The 17,613-nt window shown below is 69.8% G+C and carries 13 protein-coding genes; 12 read left to right on the top strand and 1 reads right to left on the bottom strand.

Annotated elements, in window-relative coordinates; translation table 11 throughout:
* The first annotated feature begins 6 nt into the window (after nucleotides 1–6).
* Nucleotides 7–1,386 (top strand): FAD-dependent oxidoreductase, encoded by a 1,380-nt coding sequence (locus OHS16_RS05895; protein ID WP_328536107.1) that lies wholly within the window; start codon nucleotides 7–9, stop codon nucleotides 1,384–1,386.
* Between the two features lie 25 nt (nucleotides 1,387–1,411).
* Here OHS16_RS05895 and hemE read toward each other — a convergent pair whose 3' ends face one another.
* A complete protein-coding gene (gene hemE / locus OHS16_RS05900; RefSeq protein WP_328536108.1) occupies nucleotides 1,412–2,518 on the bottom strand; it encodes a uroporphyrinogen decarboxylase in 1,107 nt (368 codons plus the stop codon).
* Nucleotides 2,519–2,610: 92 nt separating this feature from the next.
* Here hemE and OHS16_RS05905 point away from each other — a divergent pair, with 92 nt between their 5' ends.
* The 11 genes from OHS16_RS05905 (at nucleotide 2,611) to OHS16_RS05955 (ending at nucleotide 17,590) form a co-directional block, all read left to right on the top strand.
* Nucleotides 2,611–3,258, top strand: coding sequence for a DUF3000 domain-containing protein (locus OHS16_RS05905; protein ID WP_328536109.1), 648 nt, complete (start codon nucleotides 2,611–2,613; stop codon nucleotides 3,256–3,258).
* 289 nt (nucleotides 3,259–3,547) lie between these two features.
* Complete coding sequence (locus tag OHS16_RS05910; RefSeq protein ID WP_328536110.1) at nucleotides 3,548–4,204, top strand: response regulator transcription factor; 657 nt, start codon at nucleotides 3,548–3,550, stop codon at nucleotides 4,202–4,204.
* A 78-nt stretch (nucleotides 4,205–4,282) separates the two neighbouring features.
* Nucleotides 4,283–5,566: a ribonuclease D gene (locus OHS16_RS05915; RefSeq protein ID WP_328536111.1), complete on the top strand. Its 1,284-nt coding sequence runs from the start codon at nucleotides 4,283–4,285 to the stop codon at nucleotides 5,564–5,566.
* 453 nt (nucleotides 5,567–6,019) lie between these two features.
* Nucleotides 6,020–7,240 carry a thiolase family protein gene (locus tag OHS16_RS05920; RefSeq protein ID WP_328536112.1) on the top strand — a complete coding sequence of 407 codons (1,221 nt, stop codon included), beginning with the start codon at nucleotides 6,020–6,022 and terminating at the stop codon, nucleotides 7,238–7,240.
* The gene (locus OHS16_RS05925; protein ID WP_328536113.1) at nucleotides 7,237–9,369 is read left to right on the top strand and encodes a 3-hydroxyacyl-CoA dehydrogenase NAD-binding domain-containing protein; all 2,133 of its coding nucleotides are present in this window, start codon (nucleotides 7,237–7,239) and stop codon (nucleotides 9,367–9,369) included. Before OHS16_RS05920 ends, OHS16_RS05925 begins: the two co-directional genes overlap by 4 nt.
* Before the next feature lie 93 nt (nucleotides 9,370–9,462).
* Nucleotides 9,463–10,500: a phage baseplate protein gene (locus OHS16_RS05930; RefSeq protein WP_328536114.1), complete on the top strand. Its 1,038-nt coding sequence runs from the start codon at nucleotides 9,463–9,465 to the stop codon at nucleotides 10,498–10,500.
* 338 nt (nucleotides 10,501–10,838) lie between these two features.
* Nucleotides 10,839–12,833, top strand: a complete 1,995-nt coding sequence (locus tag OHS16_RS05935) for a hypothetical protein (RefSeq protein WP_328536115.1) — start codon at nucleotides 10,839–10,841, stop codon at nucleotides 12,831–12,833.
* A 45-nt stretch (nucleotides 12,834–12,878) separates the two neighbouring features.
* A complete protein-coding gene (locus OHS16_RS05940) occupies nucleotides 12,879–14,321 on the top strand; it encodes a bifunctional cytidylyltransferase/SDR family oxidoreductase (RefSeq protein ID WP_328536116.1) in 1,443 nt (480 codons plus the stop codon).
* Nucleotides 14,322–14,328: 7 nt separating this feature from the next.
* Nucleotides 14,329–15,144, top strand: coding sequence for a rhamnogalacturonan acetylesterase (locus OHS16_RS05945; RefSeq protein ID WP_328536117.1), 816 nt, complete (start codon nucleotides 14,329–14,331; stop codon nucleotides 15,142–15,144).
* Nucleotides 15,141–15,977: an Ig-like domain-containing protein gene (locus OHS16_RS05950; protein ID WP_328536118.1), complete on the top strand. Its 837-nt coding sequence runs from the start codon at nucleotides 15,141–15,143 to the stop codon at nucleotides 15,975–15,977. The genes OHS16_RS05945 and OHS16_RS05950 overlap by 4 nt, the downstream gene beginning before the upstream one ends.
* A complete protein-coding gene (locus OHS16_RS05955) occupies nucleotides 15,971–17,590 on the top strand; it encodes a glycosyltransferase family 2 protein (RefSeq protein ID WP_328536119.1) in 1,620 nt (539 codons plus the stop codon). The genes OHS16_RS05950 and OHS16_RS05955 overlap by 7 nt, the downstream gene beginning before the upstream one ends.
* The last annotated feature ends 23 nt before the right edge of the window (nucleotides 17,591–17,613 follow it).

Consider the following 17,613-nt stretch of genomic DNA (forward strand, 5'->3'; position numbering starts at 1 on the left):
CGCGCAATGGCAGCGGAGCGAATGGTGGTCATCGGCGGGGATGCGACGGGCATGTCCGCCGCATCCCAGGCCCGCAGGCTGAAGGGCCCGGAAGAGCTGGAAATCATCGTCTTCGAGCGCGGCCGGTTCACCTCCTTCTCGGCGTGCGGGATCCCGTACTGGGTGGGGGGCTCGGTTGCGGAACGCGACGATCTGGTGGCCCGTACGCCCGACGAGCACCGGGCGCGTGCGATCGATCTGCGGATGCGTACGGAAGTGACCGAGATCGACGTCGCGGGGCAGCGGGTGCGCAGCCACGACCTGGAGTCGGGCGCCCGGACCTGGACGTCGTACGACGAGCTGGTCCTGGCGACCGGTGCGCGGCCGGTGCGGCCCGCGCTGCCCGGGATCGACGCCGCGGGCGTGCACGGGGTGCAGACGCTCGGCGACGGGGAGTCCCTCATCGATTCCCTGGAGTCGGCCCGGGGCAACCGCGCGGTCGTCGTCGGGGCCGGCTACATCGGCGTCGAGATGGCCGAGGCACTACTGCGCCGCGGCTATCGGGTGACGGTGCTGACCCGGGGGTCGCAGCCGATGGCCACCCTGGACCCCGACATGGGGCGACTCGTCCACGAGGCGATGGACGGCATGGGCATCACCACGGTGACCGGGGCCGAGGTCACCGGGATCCTCACTGATGACGCCGGCCGGGTGCGTGCCGTGTCCGCCGACGGGACCGAGTATCCGGCGGACATCGCGGTCCTGGGCATGGGCGTGGCCCCGCAGACCGCCGTCGCCCGCGCGGCGGGACTCCCGCTCGGTGAGCACGGCGGACTGCTGACCGATCTGTCGATGCGGGTGCAGGGCCACGAGAACATCTGGGCGGGCGGCGACTGCGTCGAGGTGCTCGACCTGGTGTCGGGCAGGATGCGGCACATCCCCCTCGGTACCCACGCGAACAAGCACGGCCAGATCATCGGCGCGAACATCGGGGGCGGATACGCGACGTTCCCCGGCGTCGTCGGTACGGCGGTCAGCAAGGTCTGCGACGTGGAGATCGCCAGGACCGGCCTGCGCGAGAAGGACGCCCGCGCGGCCGGCCTGCAGTTCGTCACCGCGACCATCGAGGCGACCAACAGCGCCGGCTACTACCCGGAGGCCGCCGCGATGACCGTGAAGATGCTCGCCGAGCGGCGCACGGGGAAGCTGCTCGGTGTGCAGATCGTGGGCCGGGAGGGCTCGGCGAAGCGGGTGGACATCGCGGCGGTCGCGCTCACCGCCGGGATGACGGTGGAGCAGATGGTGACCCTCGACCTCGGGTACGCGCCGCCGTTCTCGCCGGTGTGGGATCCGGTGCTGGTCGCCGCGCGGAAGGCGGTCGGGGCAGTGCGCCGGGCCGGGGCATGAGAGTCGGGCGCCCCGGCCCCCGGCCTCAGCGAGCCGTCCGGGTGTGTACGTACTCCACAAGCCCGGTCAGCGCGTCCGGATCCGTCGTGGGCAGCACCCCATGACCCAGGTTGAAGATGTGGCCCTCGAGACCGGCAGCCGCCGCAAGCACCTCGTCCGTCTTCGTCCGCACCGCATCAGGCGACGAGAAGAGCACGGCCGGGTCCAGATTTCCCTGGAGCGCCTTGCCGGGCCCCACCCTGCGTACGGCTTCGTCCAGCGGCACCCGCCAGTCGACGCCGACCACATCGGCACCCGCCTCACCCATCAGCCCGAGCAGCTCACCGGTGCCGACTCCGAAGTGGATGCGCGGGACGCCGTAGGGGGCCACCGCTTCGAAGACCTTCGCCGACGCGGGCATCACCGAGCGCCGGTAGTCCGCGGGGGCCAGTGCCCCCACCCATGAGTCGAAGAGCTGGACGGCGGCGGCGCCCGCCTCGATCTGGATCCGCAGAAAGGCGGCGGTGATCTCGGCGAGCCGGTCGAGGAGGTCGGCCCACAGCTGCGGGTCGCCGTACATCAGAGCCTTGGTGTGCTCGTGATTGCGGGACGGGCCGCCTTCGACGAGGTAGCTGGCCAGAGTGAACGGGGCGCCGGCGAAGCCGATCAGCGGTGTCGTCCCGAGCTCCGCCGTGAGCAGGCCCATCGCCTCGGTGACGTACCAGACGTCCGCAGGCTCAAGATCGCGGAGCTGCGCGAGGTCGGCGCGGCTGCGGATCGGCTGTGCGACGACCGGTCCGACCCCGGGCTTGATGTCGAGGTCGACACCGATGGCCTTGAGGGGGACGACGATGTCGCTGAAGTAGATCGCGGCATCCACCCGGTGACGGCGGACCGGCTGCAGCGTGATCTCGGTGACCAGGTCGGGCCGCATGCACGATTCGAGCATCCCGGTGCCCTCCCGCACCTTCAGATACTCGGGAAGTGAGCGACCCGCCTGCCTCATGAACCAGACCGGCGTGTGCGGTACGGGTTCGCGCCGGCACGCCTTGAGGAAGACGGAGTCCGCGGCGTCATGTGTCTGCTGGCCCGTGAAAGGGGTCTCCCCTGCTCGACCGGAATCGGGGGCTTGGGGAAGGTCGTTGGCACTCACGCTCAGAAGTTTCGCATGCACGGGGCAAGCGGTCGCCCCGGGCAGGGTGTCTCTCCCCACGCGCGGGCCCCGTTCCGCCTAGTCTTCCCCGCATGGCTGCGGCTCAGGGACGATTTTCAGATGGCGCTGACGGTACGGACACCGCGGAGACGGTCTCCGTCCCGCCGGCCTTCCAGGAGGCGGTCGACGCGTTGCGGTCGGCCCGGCTCCGGGTCGAGATGGAGATCGACCCCGCCAAGCCACCGAAGCGCCTGGCGCCCTACGCGTACGCCCTGGAGGCCGCGGTCGTCGAGAACGACAACGATCTTGCCGACGGCAGACTTGTGCTCCTCCACGACCCCGCCGGGCAGGACGCCTGGCAGGGCACCTTCCGCCTGGTGACGCTGGTACGGGCCGAGCTGGAACCGGAGATGGCCGCCGATCCGCTGCTCCCCGAGGTCTGCTGGTCCTGGCTGACCGGCGCACTGCAGGGGCGCGGGCTTTCCTGCGGAGAGGCGAGCGGCACCGTCACCCGCGCCGGGTCGCACTACTTCGGCGGCCTCGCCGAGCGCAGGCCGGCGACCCAGATCGAGATCCGGGCCTCCTGGACCCCCCGTGAGGGGCGCGGCGGGGTGCCCGACACGGCGTCGCATCTGGCCGCCTGGTGCGATCTGCTGTGCCAGATCGCCGGACTGCCGCCGGTCGATCCGCTGGACACCACCGTGGTCTCGCTGCCGCAGCGGCGCCCGCAGACGCCATAGAAGACCTGCCGGATGCCGCGCCGGGTCCGGTCCGGCGCCGGACCGCAGGACCGCACCCGGAAGCCCGGACGGTGACCTCACCACCGCCCCGACCGGGGCTTCCGTGCGGCCGGCCGTTTTCGAAGGATCGATCGCGCGTCCTATTTGCCCGAATTGTTACTCACTAAATCGTGATCATTCTCTAAAGCCCGGAGGGATTGCTGCCGAAGGAGTCTGTGACCCTTCCAGCACGGTTCGTCCCGGCTCCATCCCCTGGCCGGCACCGTTCCGCACCTTCCCAGGAGGCCTGGTGTCCGTTCTCCTCGAGCAGCCCGCAAGCCTGGTCGCCTACCGCCCGAACAAGCCGACGGCCATGGTCGTCGTGGCCGACCCGCGCGTCCGCTCCACCGTCACCCGCCACCTGTGGGCTCTCGGAGTGCGTGACGTCATCGAGGCGTCGTCCATCGCGGAGGCCCGTCCCCGCGTCGGCAACCCGCGCGACATCTGCGTGGCCGACGTCCACCTGCCCGACGGTTCCGGGCTGACCCTGCTGTCGGAGACCCGGGCCGCAGGCTGGCCCAACGGGCTGGCACTTTCGGCCGCCGACGACATCGGCGCCGTTCGCAACGCCCTCGCGGGCGGCGTGAAGGGCTACGTCGTCACCGGTACTCGAACCAACATCGGACACCCGACCCGACCGGGCGCCGCACCCATCGGCGCCGCCCGGATGCAGCGCCGCCCCCCGGGCGCCCCGAGCCACCCCGGCGGCTACCGCGAGCTCTCGGGCCGCGAGGTCGAGGTGCTGAGACTGGTCGCGGAGGGCCAGTCCAACAAGGCCATCGGAGTCTCCATGGGGCTGTCCGCCCTGACCGTGAAGAGCCATCTCGCCCGGATCGCGCGCAAGCTCGGCACGGGCGACCGGGCCGGAATGGTCGCGGTCGCCCTTCGCACCGGAATCATCCACTGACGCATTCGCACCCCCTTCGCACCCGTCGACGGAACGTTCCGTCGACGGGTGCTGTGCGTTCACCGATACGCTTGACGCGTGACCGACGCTCAAGAGACCGCAGCAGAGACAGCACTGCGAACCACTGGGGGCGCTCCCCCGGACGACGTCGAAAAGGCGCCGATCCCCTTGCTGGAGCCCCGCGAGGGCATTCCGCCTGTGACTGCCACCGATGAGGCACTGGCCGACGTGGTCGCGGCATTCGCCGCGGGGACGGGTCCCGTCGCCGTGGACGCCGAACGCGCGTCCGGTTATCGCTACGGACAGCGGGCCTATCTGGTCCAGCTGCGCCGGGAGGGTGCGGGCAGCGCGCTGATCGACCCGGTCGGCTGCCCGGACCTCTCGGGTCTCGGCGCGGCCATCGCCGATGCCGAGTGGGTGCTGCACGCGGCCACCCAGGACCTTCCGTGCCTGCGCGAAATAGGCATGATTCCCACCCGGATCTTCGACACCGAGCTGGCCGGACGGCTCGCCGGCTTCCCCCGGGTCGGCCTCGGCGCGATGGTCGAGAACGTCCTGGGCTTCACGCTGGAGAAGGGGCACTCCGCCGTCGACTGGTCGACCCGTCCGCTGCCCGATCCGTGGCTGCGGTACGCCGCCCTCGACGTCGAGCTGCTGGTGGATCTCCGGGACGCCCTGGAGGAGGATCTCGACCGGCAGGGAAAACTGGGCTGGGCGATGGAGGAGTTCGATGCCATTGCGTCCGCTCCGCCGGCGCCGCCCCGGAAGGACCCCTGGCGCCGCACTTCCGGAATGCACAAGGTCCGCAGGCGGCGCCAGATGGCCGTCGTGAGGGAACTGTGGACCGCCCGGGACAAGGTGGCGCAGCGGCGTGACGTCTCACCCGGCAAGGTGCTCGGGGACGGGGCGATCGTCGAAGCCGCCCTGGGTCTGCCGGTGAACGTCCAGGAGCTGACCGCGCTGCCCGGCTTCGGCCACCGCATGGGCAAACGTCAGCTCGAACAGTGGCAGGCGGCGGTCGACCGGGCCAAGTCCCTCCCCGACACGGCGCTGCCCCAGCCGGGCCAGCAGGTGGCCGGTCCGCCGCCGCCCCGGGCCTGGGCGGACAAGGACCCGGCCGCGGCGGCCCGGCTCTCGGCGGCGCGCACGGCGGTATCGGCTCTGGCCGACCAGCTGAACATGCCGCAGGAGAATCTGATGACCCCTGACACGGTGCGCCGGGTGTGCTGGGAGCCGCCCCGGGAGCGGACGGTGGAGAAGATCTCGGCCGTTCTCTCGGAGCTCGGGGCCAGGCGCTGGCAGATCGAGCACGTGGCGCCGTTGCTGGTGACCGCTCTTCAGGATGTTCCGGGCCAGGGATGACGGAGCGCTGACCGGAAGCCCGGACGAGCGGGTCTGCGGCTGCCCTTGCCGCGGACCCGCATCTCCGGGAACCGGACCGTGCCCGCATGCGCCAACTGCGCTGACCCGCCGCGTCGTTGGCCCGGCCGATCGGTGGCCGGCCACCGGGTGCGGGGTGGCATCGGTGGTGGTCTGGAGGCCCGGGAGGTCCACCGGGGGCGGCGGACCGCTCCCCACTCCCGGGACGGCGGGGGGACCGGGGCGCACCGGAACCGGGCCCCGGCACCGAGCCACGTTCCGGGGCTGCGGACGTACACGGCGGTCCTGGGGGCGCCCCGGGCCACATGTGACCTTCACCGCTCCGGCCCAGAAGACTGGGCACGTTGGTTACCGGTGGGTAGCATGGCCTCAGTGCAGCGCGCTCCGGCGTGCCCGCAGCAGCAGTGCCATCCCGCACCCTGGAGGAGAGCCATCGTGCCTCGTACCATCCGGGACGTCGTCTTCGTCGACGGCGTCCGCACCCCGTTCGGCAAGGCGGGCCCGAAGGGCATCTATCACGAGACCCGCGCCGACGATCTTGTCGTGAAGGCGATCCGGGAGCTGCTGCGCCGCAACCCGGATCTGGACCCCGCCAAGATCGACGAGGTCGCCGTCGCGGCGACCACCCAGATCGGCGACCAGGGCCTGACGCTCGGCCGCACCGCCGGCATCCTCGCCGGCCTGCCGCAGTCCGTACCCGGCTACTCCGTCGACCGCATGTGTGCGGGCGCGATGACCGCGGTGACGACCACCGCCGGTTCGATCGCCTTCGGCGCGTACGACATCGTCGTCGCGGCCGGTGTCGAGCACATGGGCCGTCACCCGATGGGCGAGGGCGTCGACCCGAACCCGCGGTTCGTGTCGGAGAAGCTGGTCGACGAGTCCGCCCTGTTCATGGGCATGACCGCCGAGAACCTGCACGACAGGTACCCGACGATCACCAAGCAGCGCACCGACGAGTACGCGGTCCGCTCGCAGGAGAAGGCCGCCAAGGCGTACGCCAACGGCAAGATCCAGCAGGACCTGGTGCCGGTTTCCGTGCGCCGCACCAACGCCGAGGCCGGCGAGACCGGCTGGGGCCTGGCCACCGCCGACGAGCCGATGCGGCCCGGCACCACTCTGGAGTCGCTCGCGGGTCTCAAGACCCCGTTCCGTGCGCACGGCCGGATCACTGCGGGCAACGCCGCCGGTCTCAACGACGGCGCCACCGCGTCCCTGATCGCATCCGAGGAGACCGCACGCGAGCTGGGCCTGCCGGTCAAGATGCGCCTTGTCTCCTACGCCTACGCGGGCGTCGAGCCCGAGGTGATGGGCTACGGCCCGATCCCGTCGACCGAGAAGGCGCTCGCCAAGGCGGGCCTGTCCATCGACGACATCGGTCTGTTCGAGATCAATGAGGCCTTCGCCGTCCAGGTGCTCGCCTTCCTCGAGCACTACGGCATCGCGGACGACGACGCGCGCGTCAACCAGTACGGCGGCGCGATCGCCTTCGGCCACCCCCTCGCGTCCTCCGGTGTGCGTCTGATGACGCAGCTGGCGCGGCAGTTCGAGGAGCAGCCGCACGTCCGCTACGGCCTGACCACCATGTGCGTCGGCTTCGGCATGGGCGCTTCGGTCATCTGGGAGAACCCGCACTTCGACGGAGGCAACAAGTGAGCACCACCACCTCTGAGCTTCTGAAGGGCGCGGCCGAGCTGTTCCCCGGTGAGGTCGTCACACAGGCGCACGTACGCCACCTCGACCTGCCGGGCGGTGCGGGCAGGTTCGCGCTGATCACGCTCGACAACGGCCTGGACCACACCAAGCCGACCACCTTCGGCCCCCAGTCGCTGGCCAATCTCGACGCCGCCATCGACCAGGTCGAGAAGGAGGCCGCCGAGGGCACGATCGTCGGAGTCGGCCTCACCGGCAAGCCGTTCATCTTCGCGGTCGGCGCCGACCTCAAGGGCGTCGAGCTGCTGAAGAACCACTCGGACGCGCTCGCCATCGGCAAGGGCGGTCACGACGTCTTCAAGCGGCTGTCCGCGCTCGCCGTCCCCACCTTCGCGTACTACAACGGTGCGGCGATGGGTGGCGGTGTCGAGGTCGGTCTGCACTGTGCCTACCGCACCGTGACCCAGGCTCTTCCCGCGTTCTCGCTCCCCGAGGTCTTCCTGGGTCTCGTCCCGGGCTGGGGCGGCTGCGCGCTGCTCCCGAACCTCATCGGTGCGGACCGCGCGGTCTCGGTGATCATCGAGAACTCGCTGAACCAGAACCGCCAGCTCAAGGGCAAGCAGGTCTTCGAGCTCGGTATCGCCGACGCGATCTTCGAGGGTGCCGACTTCCTCGAGCAGTCACTGATCTGGACCTCCGCCGTGCTGCGCGGCGAGATCCAGGTCATCCGCCCGGAGATCGACCGCGGTGAGGCCTGGGACCAGGCCGTGGCGCGCGGGAGGGCGATCGCCGACTCCAAGGTGCACGGCGCCGCCCCGGCCGCCTATCGCGCGCTGGACATCATCGCGGCCGCCAAGAACGGCGACCTGCGCCACGGCTTCGACGCGGAGGACCAGGCCCTCGCGGACCTGATCATGGGCGGCGAACTGCGCAGCGGTATCTACGCGTTCAACCTGGTGCAGAAGCGCGCCAAGCGTCCGGCCGGCGCCCCGGACAAGAGCCTGGCGCGCCCGGTCACCAAGGTCGGTGTCGTCGGTGCGGGTCTGATGGCCTCACAGCTGGCGCTGCTCTTCCTGCGCCGCCTCGAGGTGCCGGTCGTACTGACCGACATCGACCAGGCGCGGGTCGACAAGGGGGTGGGCTACGTCCACTCCGAGATCGACAAGCTGCTCTCCAAGCACCGCATCAACCAGGACAAGGCCAACCGTCTCAAGGCCCTGGTGACCGGTGTGCTCGACAAGGCCGAGGGCTTCGCGGACGCCGACTTCATCATCGAGGCCGTCTTCGAGGAGATCGGCGTCAAGCAGCAGGTGTTCGCGGAGGTCGAGGCGGTCGCCCCGGCCCACGCGATCCTCGCCACCAACACCTCGTCTCTCTCGGTCTCCGAGATGGCGTCGAAGCTGAAGCACCCCGAGCGGGTCGTCGGCTTCCACTTCTTCAACCCGGTCGCGATCCTCCCGCTGCTGGAGATCGTCCGCGGTGAGCAGACCGACGACGCCTCGCTGGCCACGGCCTTCGGCGTGGCGCGGAAGCTGAAGAAGACCACGGTCCTGGTGAAGGACGCCCCGGCGTTCGTCGTCAACCGGATCCTCACCCGCTTCATGGGCGAGATCCAGAACGTCATCGACGAGGGCACCCCGGTCGAGGTCGCGGAGAAGGCCGTGGAGCCGCTCGGCCTGCCGATGTCCCCGCTGGTGCTGCTCGAGCTGGTCGGCCCGGCCATCGGCCTCCATGTCTCCGAGACCCTGAACCGCGCCTTCCCGGAGCGCTTCACGGTCTCAGAGAACCTGGCCGCCGTGGTCAAGGCCGGCAAGCGGGGCTTCTACGTCTACGACTCGGGCAAGCCCGAGCTGGACCCGGAGGTCGCCGCCCTCCTCAAGCAGGGCACATCCGTCCTGTCCGAGGAGCAGACCCGTGACCGTGTCCTGGACGCGGTCGCGCAGGAGATCGGTCTGATGCTCGCCGAGGGTGTCGTGGCAGAGGCCCAGGACATCGACCTGTGCCTGATCACCGGCGCCGGCTGGCCCTTCCACCTGGGCGGCATCACGCCGTACCTGGACCGCGAGGGTGTCTCGGAGCGCGTCAACGGCAAGAGGTTCCTGGCGCAGGGCGTGGCGAGCGTCCCGGCGTAGTCTGGTCCACAGAGGCGAGGACGCCCGTCCGCACCCGGTGCGGACGGGCGTTCGTCTGTTCCATCGGACTCCACGAACGGCGGCACGGCTCAGATGGCGGACACCGGGCGGCGTACCAGCCGCAGAGCTCTGCTGTTCGCGGGCGGGGCGGCGGTGGTGGCCGCTGCCACCGGCGGCGTGGTGGCAGCGGTCGGCCGAGACGGCACGTCCGGACACCGTTCGGCCGTGCACGGGGTGGGCGAGTTCTCCCTCACCTCACCGTCGGAACTGCTCCCGCCCACCGCGCTGCACGAGACCACCGGCCCGCAGTCGTTCGCCTTCGACGACACCCGGGGCCATCTCTACGCGGTGCAGCAGATGCAGGACGGACTGCGGCTGCCCGGCGAACCGCGGCCGGTCCGCTACGCCGAGCGGCTTCGCCGCGGTGACCTGTGCGTCTCCAAGCTGTCGCGGAGCGGGGCCCTTCTCGGCCACATGTATCTACGGGGATTCGGCCATGGGATATCCCTGGGGGTCGAACCATCAGCCGGCCAGGTGAAGCTCTGGGTGGAGTCCGGTGCCGACCCGGTGACCGGTTACGGCCGGGCGGTGGCTCGGATCCCCTTCAGCGACGGCGCGGTGCTCGACAGCGGGGCTCCGTCCGTACGGCATCACGTTCCGCTGCCCGGCACGCTGCGCAACCACCCGGCGCTCGACCTGGCCGGCCGCCGGGTGCTGATCAGCCACTGGGCGGGCGGCCAACACCGCTACGCCGTCTACCGGATGAACGAGTTCCTCGCGGGACGCTATGAGCCGACACACCTGGTGCGTGATACGGCCAGGCGCAGGGGTGAGCCACTTCAGGGGTGCGCACTGCACGGGGACCATATCTACCAACTCACCGGAAATCCCTATACCGTCAGAACTGGTATCAATCCACCTGATTCCGGTGGAAACACCTTTGTGTCCGCGATCGCGATCACGGCGGGCGGCTCAGCGGGCCGCCGGCACGTCACCGCGGCGCTCTCACTCCCCTTCCGTGAACCGGAGGGGATCGCTGTACGGCTCTCCCCCGCCCCTCAGTTGTGTACCGGCTTCTCCTCGAAGACAACCGGGCGCCGGGAACTGAGCGTCCACGGCTTCACCCGCTGAGCGGTGGGGAACCCCGGGGGGCGACCACCGGACGATCTCCGCGGCACCCTGCGGCGCCCTGTCGGCGACGCAGATCACACGAGCGCGGTGACTCCGTAACTCTTCAGCATCCAGACCCGCACCAAGTCGCTTTTCGGTCATCAAAAGTTCACTTAAGACCGCATCAGTGCCTAGAATGCGTCGAGTACTTCACGAATCCACCACAGTCCTGCTGCCTGCCCGCCCCACCGTGGCGCAGCCTCCGACGTGACGTGTCTGCACCACCCTCAGTACATCCCCAACGCCGGCCCCACGCCGGGCAACGCACGACGCCGCGTCGAAGGAGGGCCTCACCGGCCATGGGCAAGCAACACCGTCAGGCTCTGCTGGGGATCCTCATATCGAGTGCGCTGGTGCTCAGTTTCGTCGCCATGATGGCGGCGGTGGTGATCCCGTCCCTGCCCGTCTTCGTCTGCGCCGCCGCGGTCAGCTATCTCGCGGACCTGCTGCTGCACTCCGCGCAGTCGTCGACCCTCGACCGGCTGAGAGACTCGCGGTTCGGGCTCACCATGCGTTTCCTGATCCGCCAGTTCCTGCTGCTCGCCCTGTGCGGCTCGATCGCGGACATCGACTCGTTCGTAGTGAAGATCACCGCGGTGGGCCTGCTGCTGCTCTTCGTCCTGCAGATGGCGTACGGCGGTGTCCTCAAGCACGTACGCAGCACCAGGGCCGCGCTGCCTTTCACCACCCGCTCACTGGATCTGGACGCGCTGGACATCCGGCGGATGCCGCATCCTTTCCTGATGTCCAAACACGTCCGCAAGATGCTGCATCTGGACATCCCACTCGTGGGCGGTGCACTCGTCACCATGGTCACCGACGACTGGCGCTATGTCAGTTTCGGCGGAATCATCACTGTATGGATCGCCTGTCTGGCGCTGATCGTCGTCCTTCCCGGCGCCCGGAACGCGCTTGTCCTGCCCACCCCCGACGAGGCCATCGACGAGCTGAACCGGCAGCTCAAGGACTACCGGCCGCAGATCGCCCTGTACTTCACCTTCGCCGCGGTCTCCCGTGACTTCATGTACCAGGTGAACATGTGGCTGGAGTCTCTGGAGTCACTCGATCTCCGGCCCATCATCGTGCTCAGGGAGCGCGCCACCCTGCGGTTCCTCGACGCCACGTCCGTGCCGGTCGTCTGCGTGCCCAAGGCCGAATATCTGGCCCGGGTCGAGATGCCCGAACTGCGGGTCACGCTGTATCCCGGCAATGCGGGCAAGAACGTCCATATGCTCCAGCGGGCCGAGGTGAAGCATGTGTTCATCGGGCACGGCGACAGTGACAAGCTCGCCAGCAGCAACCGCGTCAGCAAGGTGTTCGACGAGATCTGGGTGGCCGGGCGCGCCGGGCGTGACCGCTACGAGCGCATCAAGCACGCCGTCAACGCCCACGAGATCGTCGAGGTGGGGCGTCCGCAGCTGATGCCGCTGCACCGCTGGACCGGCTCGGTCGTCAACAAGGTGCCCACCGTGGTCTACGCCCCCACCTGGGAGGGCTGGACCGACGACGCCTGCTACACCTCGGTCATTCCGGCCGGCGAGAAGCTGGTCCGGACGCTGCTCGAGCACGACCGGCAGATCCGGGTCATCTACAAACCCCATCCGCTCACCGGGACACGCTCCCCCGCGGCCGCCGCCGCGCACCGCCGCATCATCTCCCTGCTGCAGGCCGACAACGCCCAGCGGTTCGGCCGCAGTCTGATGGACTCCAAGAGCGCGGCCCGCAAACTGGCCCGGATCGACAAGCGGATCGCCGAGCTCTCGGAGCGCGGAGTGCGCTCCACGTTCCCGGACCTCACCGAGGAGGAGCGCACCGCGCGGATCCGCCGCAGCCGCAACCAGGCGGGCGCGCTCTACTGGAGCGCCATCCCGGACGAGGCCCACCACGTGGTGACCGAACGGGTACCCAGTCTCTACGAGTGCTTCAACCACTCCGATCTGCTGATCGGTGACATGTCCAGCGTGGTGTCCGACTTCGTGGCGACCCGCAAGCCGTACGCGATCTTCAACCTGGACGGCCTGCCGGACGACGAGTTCAGGAACGAGCAGCGCACCGCCTACGCGTCCTACCTGCTGGACGCCGACTGCAACGGTCTCGACGACGCCCTGAACGCGTTGCTCTTCCCCGAACGCGACATCATGGCGCCGTACCGCGAACAGCTCAAGGAATATCTGCTCGGCGCCGACTACCCACCGTCCATCGTGCGCTTCAACAACGCCGCGAACAGGCTCTACTCCCGCGGGCTGAACGACTTCCCGATCGAGTACCCGGACGAGCCGCAGCTCATGGCATAGCCGTTCCCGTGCCCCGTCCGCTCACCCCGCAGGAGACCGAAACCCTTGTCCCGCCATGCATCGCGCCGCCCCACGGTCGCTGTCGTCCTCGCAGGCGGCACCGGACAGCGCGTCGGACTCGCGATACCGAAGCAGCTTCTGACGATCGCCGGGAAGTCGATACTCGAGCACACCCTGCGCATCTTCGAGAACGCTCCGGATGTCGACGACGTCATCGTCATGATGGCCCCCGACCACGTCGCGGCGGCCGAGCGGATCATCGCGGCCTCGGGGCTGCGCAAGGTGTCCCGGGTCGTGCCCGGCGGAGCGACCCGCAGCGCGACCACCCGCCTGGCCCTCCTTGCCGCCGGTGAGCGGCTCGCCGATGGCGAGGACTGCAACATCCTGCTCCATGACGCGGTCCGTCCGCTGGTCTCGCAACGGGTGGTGAGGGAGTGCGTCGAGGCACTCGGCCGCTACCGGGCCGTCGACGTCGCCATCCCCTCGTCGGACACGATCATCGTCACCCGGACGCACGGGGACGACGGTGAGTTCGTCACCCGGATTCCCGACCGCGCCCGGCTGCGCCGGGGGCAGACCCCCCAGGGTTTCCGTCTCTCGACGATCCGCAGAGCCTACGAACTGGCGGCGGCCGACCCGGCCTTCCACACCACCGACGACTGCTCGGTGGTGGTGAGTTATCTCCCTGACGTCCCGGTGCATGTGGTGCGCGGGGACGAGGTCAACACCAAGGTCACCCAGCCCGTCGACGTCTTCATCGCCGACAAGCTCTTCCAGCTCGCCGCATCGGCCACCCCCGACCGGGGCGGCGACGAGTTCTACCGGAACCGTCTGGCCGGCACCACCATGCTGGTGTTCGGCGGGTCCTACGGGATCGGCGCCGACATCGCCCGGCTGGCGGAGAGTTACGGGGCACGGGTGTACGCCCTGGGACGCTCCACGACCGGCACCCATGTGGAGCGCCCCGAGGATGTGGACGCCGCGTTCTCCCGGGCGCACCAGGAGACCGGCCGGGTCGACTTCGTCGTGAACACGGCCGGGGTACTGCGCATCGGCCGGCTCGACGAGGCCGCGCCCAGCACTATTCGCGAGGCACTCGACGTGAACTACCTCGCTCCCCTGAACATCGCCCGCACGGCCTTCCGCTACCTCAGCGAGACCCGGGGGCAGCTGCTGCTCTTCACGTCGAGCAGCTACACCCGCGGCCGCGCCGAGTACAGCCTCTACTCGTCCACCAAGGCGGCCATGGTCAATCTGACCCAGGCCCTCGCGGACGAGTGGGCAACCGACGGGGTGCGGGTCAACTGTGTCAATCCGGAGCGCACCGCTACCCCGATGCGTACCAGGGCATTCGGCCAGGAGCCCGAGGGCTCGCTGCTGACGTCGGAGTCCGTGGCCCGCAGTTCGCTGGACGTGCTGCTCTCCGGCATGACGGGCCACGTCATCGACGTACGCAAGCAGGACCCGACGGCGGAGGAACGGACGTGAAACACCCATGACCCACTCAGCACCCGAACCCGGCCGCCGGGCAAGGATTTTCGTCGCCGGTGACTCCACGGCCGTCACCCGCCCGGTCAGCCATCTCCCGATGGCCGGCTGGGCACAGGCGCTGCCACTTTTCCTCACCGATGCCGTCGAGGTGGTCAACTGTGCGCGCGCGCGGGCGAGTTCCAAGAGTTTCCGGGAGCGCGGCAGGCTGCAGTGGATCCTGGAGAACATGGCGCCGGGCGACTACCTCGTCTACGGCTTCGGCCAGATCGACTGGAAGCCGGACCCGGGGCTGCACACCGATCCCTTCGGCAGCTTCGTCGACCAGATGCGGGCGTACGCCACGGGTGCGCGCGAACGCCAGGGCCACCCGGTGATCCTGCTGCCGTTCGAACGGCGGAGGATCGACCGGCACGGCAATGTGACGCGCTTCCTGGGCGACTATCCGGTGGCGGCGCGCCGACTCGCCGTGGACGAACACATCCCGGTGATTGATCTCTACGGACAGAGCCTCGCCTGGTGGGAGGAGCTGGGCCCGGAGAACTCCCAGGACGCCTTCACCTACCTGCGTCCTGGTGAGCCGCTCCTGGAGATCGTCCAGGACGCGGACAACGTCCATCTGCGACCCGAGGGCGCTGTGGAATGCGCCCGCTTCGTGGCCCGCAGCCTCGCCGAACAGCAGGTGATCCCGGCTCACTGGGTGCGGGGTCTCGACGTCACCTCCTTCTCCTACCGCCAGCTCGGCTGGCTGGACGACGCCACCTTCGTGCAGCGCACCAAGGCCCGTGTGTCCACGAGTCCCGCTCCGGAGGCCGGCGCATGAACCATCTGCTGTGCCGTGGCAGGGCCACCGGCACCGAACCGTCCCGGGGCGCGGTGTACGCGGCCCTCTACAGCTCGGCCGACCCGCTGTCCGGTGTCGCCCCCGGCGACCAGCTCCAACTCGGCCTCTCGGTGGCCGCCGACGGGGGCGCGCCCTACGGCTGCGCCTATCTGATGGAGGACTCGCTGCTCGACGCAGCCGACGTCCTGGACGCCCAGCAGCTGGAGTACTTCCCCGAACAGCGCTGCTTCCGGGTACGGGCGGATCCCGGCACACACGCCTCGGGCGTCCTCCTCCTCCGGATAAAACATCCCACCGGGGCGCCCAGGCTGCGCCCGCAGATCAGGGTCGCCGTGCCGGACGGCCCGGGGCGCAAGCCGGTCCGTACCGGCCGGCTCAGCGATGCCGCACTGCCCGTCCTGGCACCCGCGGCGAGGGGCCTGCGCATCGTGGTGCGTCCGGGCGAGGGCGGAACGGTGCACGCGACCTCCGCGCTCCCGGGCAGCACCCCGATCTCGGTGACCCAACCCGCTTACGGGACAGCGCGGTTGACGGCCGACGGCTGGGTGTCCTATCAGCCGCGTCCCGGATTCCGGGGCTACGACAGATTCCAGTACACCGTCGCGACCGCGGACGGTGGCAAGAGCTCGGCGCCGGTGAACGTACACGTCGGCGAGCTCGGCGAGGTGCCGGGCGTGTTCCCCGAGCACACCGGCGCCGCCGCGTTCCGTGCCTGGCAATGGCCGGAACTCACCGGTGAGATGCCGTGGCCGCAGGCGTCGGGGACCACGCAGGCACAGCAGGGACCGGCCCAGGAGGGTCAGACATGGTGAATTCCGCGGGCCAGGGCGCGGGTACGGCCCACCCCGGCCACATCCGGGATGTCTCGGTGGTCCTCCGGGTCAGCGATCACGCCGCGACTCTCGAGGCGTGCCTCGGGTCGCTGGCCCAGCAGTCGCTGGGAGCTGAGCGGATCGAGGTCATCGCGATCGACGACGGTTCGACCGACGACAGCGGTCCACTGCTCGCCCGGGCCGCCCGCACCCACCGCGGAATGCTGCGTACCGGTCAGCAGCAGCACGGGCTGGGACCCGCCGCGGCGCGCAATCTCGGGCTGAGCCAGGCGGCCGGACGGTACGTCATCTTCCTCGAGGCCGCCGACCGGCTCGCGCCCGACGCACTGGCCAGGATGGTCGCGGCCGCGGACCGCAGCGAGGCCGATGTGGTGCTCGGCAAGCTGGAGAGCACCGGCCGGCACTCGGTCGCGACGTCGATGTTCCGCGCGAACCAGGACTACACCGACCTCTACGGGTCGCGGGTCTACTGGTCTCTCACCCCGGACAAACTGTTCCGGATGAGCCTGCTGCAACGCCGCGGGCTGCAGTTCCCGACCGACCTGCACATCGGCGACGACCAGGTCTTCACCGCGCAGGCACTGACCGCGGCCGACAACATCGCGGTGGTGGCGGACCGCACCTGTGTGTTCAAGGGCCCCTCCGGTGCGGCAGCGGTCACGCTGACCGAACGCGTGGCACTCGCGGCACGGATGATGGCGCTGGTCACCACTCTGGTTCCCGCGGGCCCTCAGCGGGACCGGCTGCTCTCACGGCATCTGGAGTCCGAACTCGGCAAGCCCACCGGCGCCCTGCTGCTCGCATCGGACAACCCCGCCGAGCAGGAGCGTGCGATGTGGGCCGCTTCGGACGTCCTGCACGCCCATCTCACCGCGGGCGCGCTGGCACTGCTGCCCCGGCCGGTGGCCGTACGTATGGCCCTGCTGTCGGCGGGACGTTTCGCCGAGGCCCGTCGGATGGCGGAGTACGAAGCGCAGAAGGGACAGCCGGCGCCGAAGAAGACCATCGAGAACGGCCGGGTCTTCACGGCCCTGCCGTTCTTCCGGGACCCGCAGACAGCGCTGCCGGACGAGCTCTTCGACATCACGGACCGGATGACGGTGACCCATCAGCTGACCCGTCTGGAATGGACGAAGTCGATCCTGGGAATCGATGGCACCGCCTTCTTCGAGCAGCTCTCCACCCGCGACCGGGCCACCAAAGTGGTGCTGCGCGAGCGTCTCAGCGGCGCCGAGGAGCGTTTCTCGGTGACGGCGCGCAGAGACGAGAAGCTGGTCAACGCCAAGGGCAAGCCGAGGGCCATGGGCCGCTTCTCCGCGCGGGTCAACCTCCGACAGACTTCGAGCGGCCGCCCGCTGGGGCCCGGCATCTGGGATCTGTGGCTCTCGGTGAGTTTCGAGGGCGTCACCCGGGAGGTACGGCTCGGCCGCAGACGTTCCGACGACGTGGATGTCACGAGCAGGCCGCCGGTCGTGATCGCCCCTTCGCCGCGCTCCGCGGACCACCATCTGGTCGCCGTGCCCTTCTGCACACCCCAGGGCGACATCTCGCTGCAGATCTCCGAACAGCTTCCGCTGCCCGTAGCTCGGTGAGTGAACCCGCGGTTCCGGCCGGG

Origin of the sequence: Streptomyces sp. NBC_00344 (assembly GCF_036088315.1) — a bacterium.
GTDB lineage: Bacteria > Actinomycetota > Actinomycetes > Streptomycetales > Streptomycetaceae > Streptomyces.

Coding starts and splice junctions, on each gene's coding strand:
- OHS16_RS05895 (WP_328536107.1), top strand. CDS start 7: ATGGCAGCGGAGCGAATGGTGGTCATCGGCGGGGATGCGACGGGCATG.
- OHS16_RS05955 (WP_328536119.1), top strand. CDS start 15,971: ATGGTGAATTCCGCGGGCCAGGGCGCGGGTACGGCCCACCCCGGCCAC.
- OHS16_RS05930 (WP_328536114.1), top strand. CDS start 9,463: ATGGCGGACACCGGGCGGCGTACCAGCCGCAGAGCTCTGCTGTTCGCG.
- OHS16_RS05950 (WP_328536118.1), top strand. CDS start 15,141: ATGAACCATCTGCTGTGCCGTGGCAGGGCCACCGGCACCGAACCGTCC.
- OHS16_RS05905 (WP_328536109.1), top strand. CDS start 2,611: ATGGCTGCGGCTCAGGGACGATTTTCAGATGGCGCTGACGGTACGGAC.
- OHS16_RS05935 (WP_328536115.1), top strand. CDS start 10,839: ATGGGCAAGCAACACCGTCAGGCTCTGCTGGGGATCCTCATATCGAGT.
- OHS16_RS05945 (WP_328536117.1), top strand. CDS start 14,329: ATGACCCACTCAGCACCCGAACCCGGCCGCCGGGCAAGGATTTTCGTC.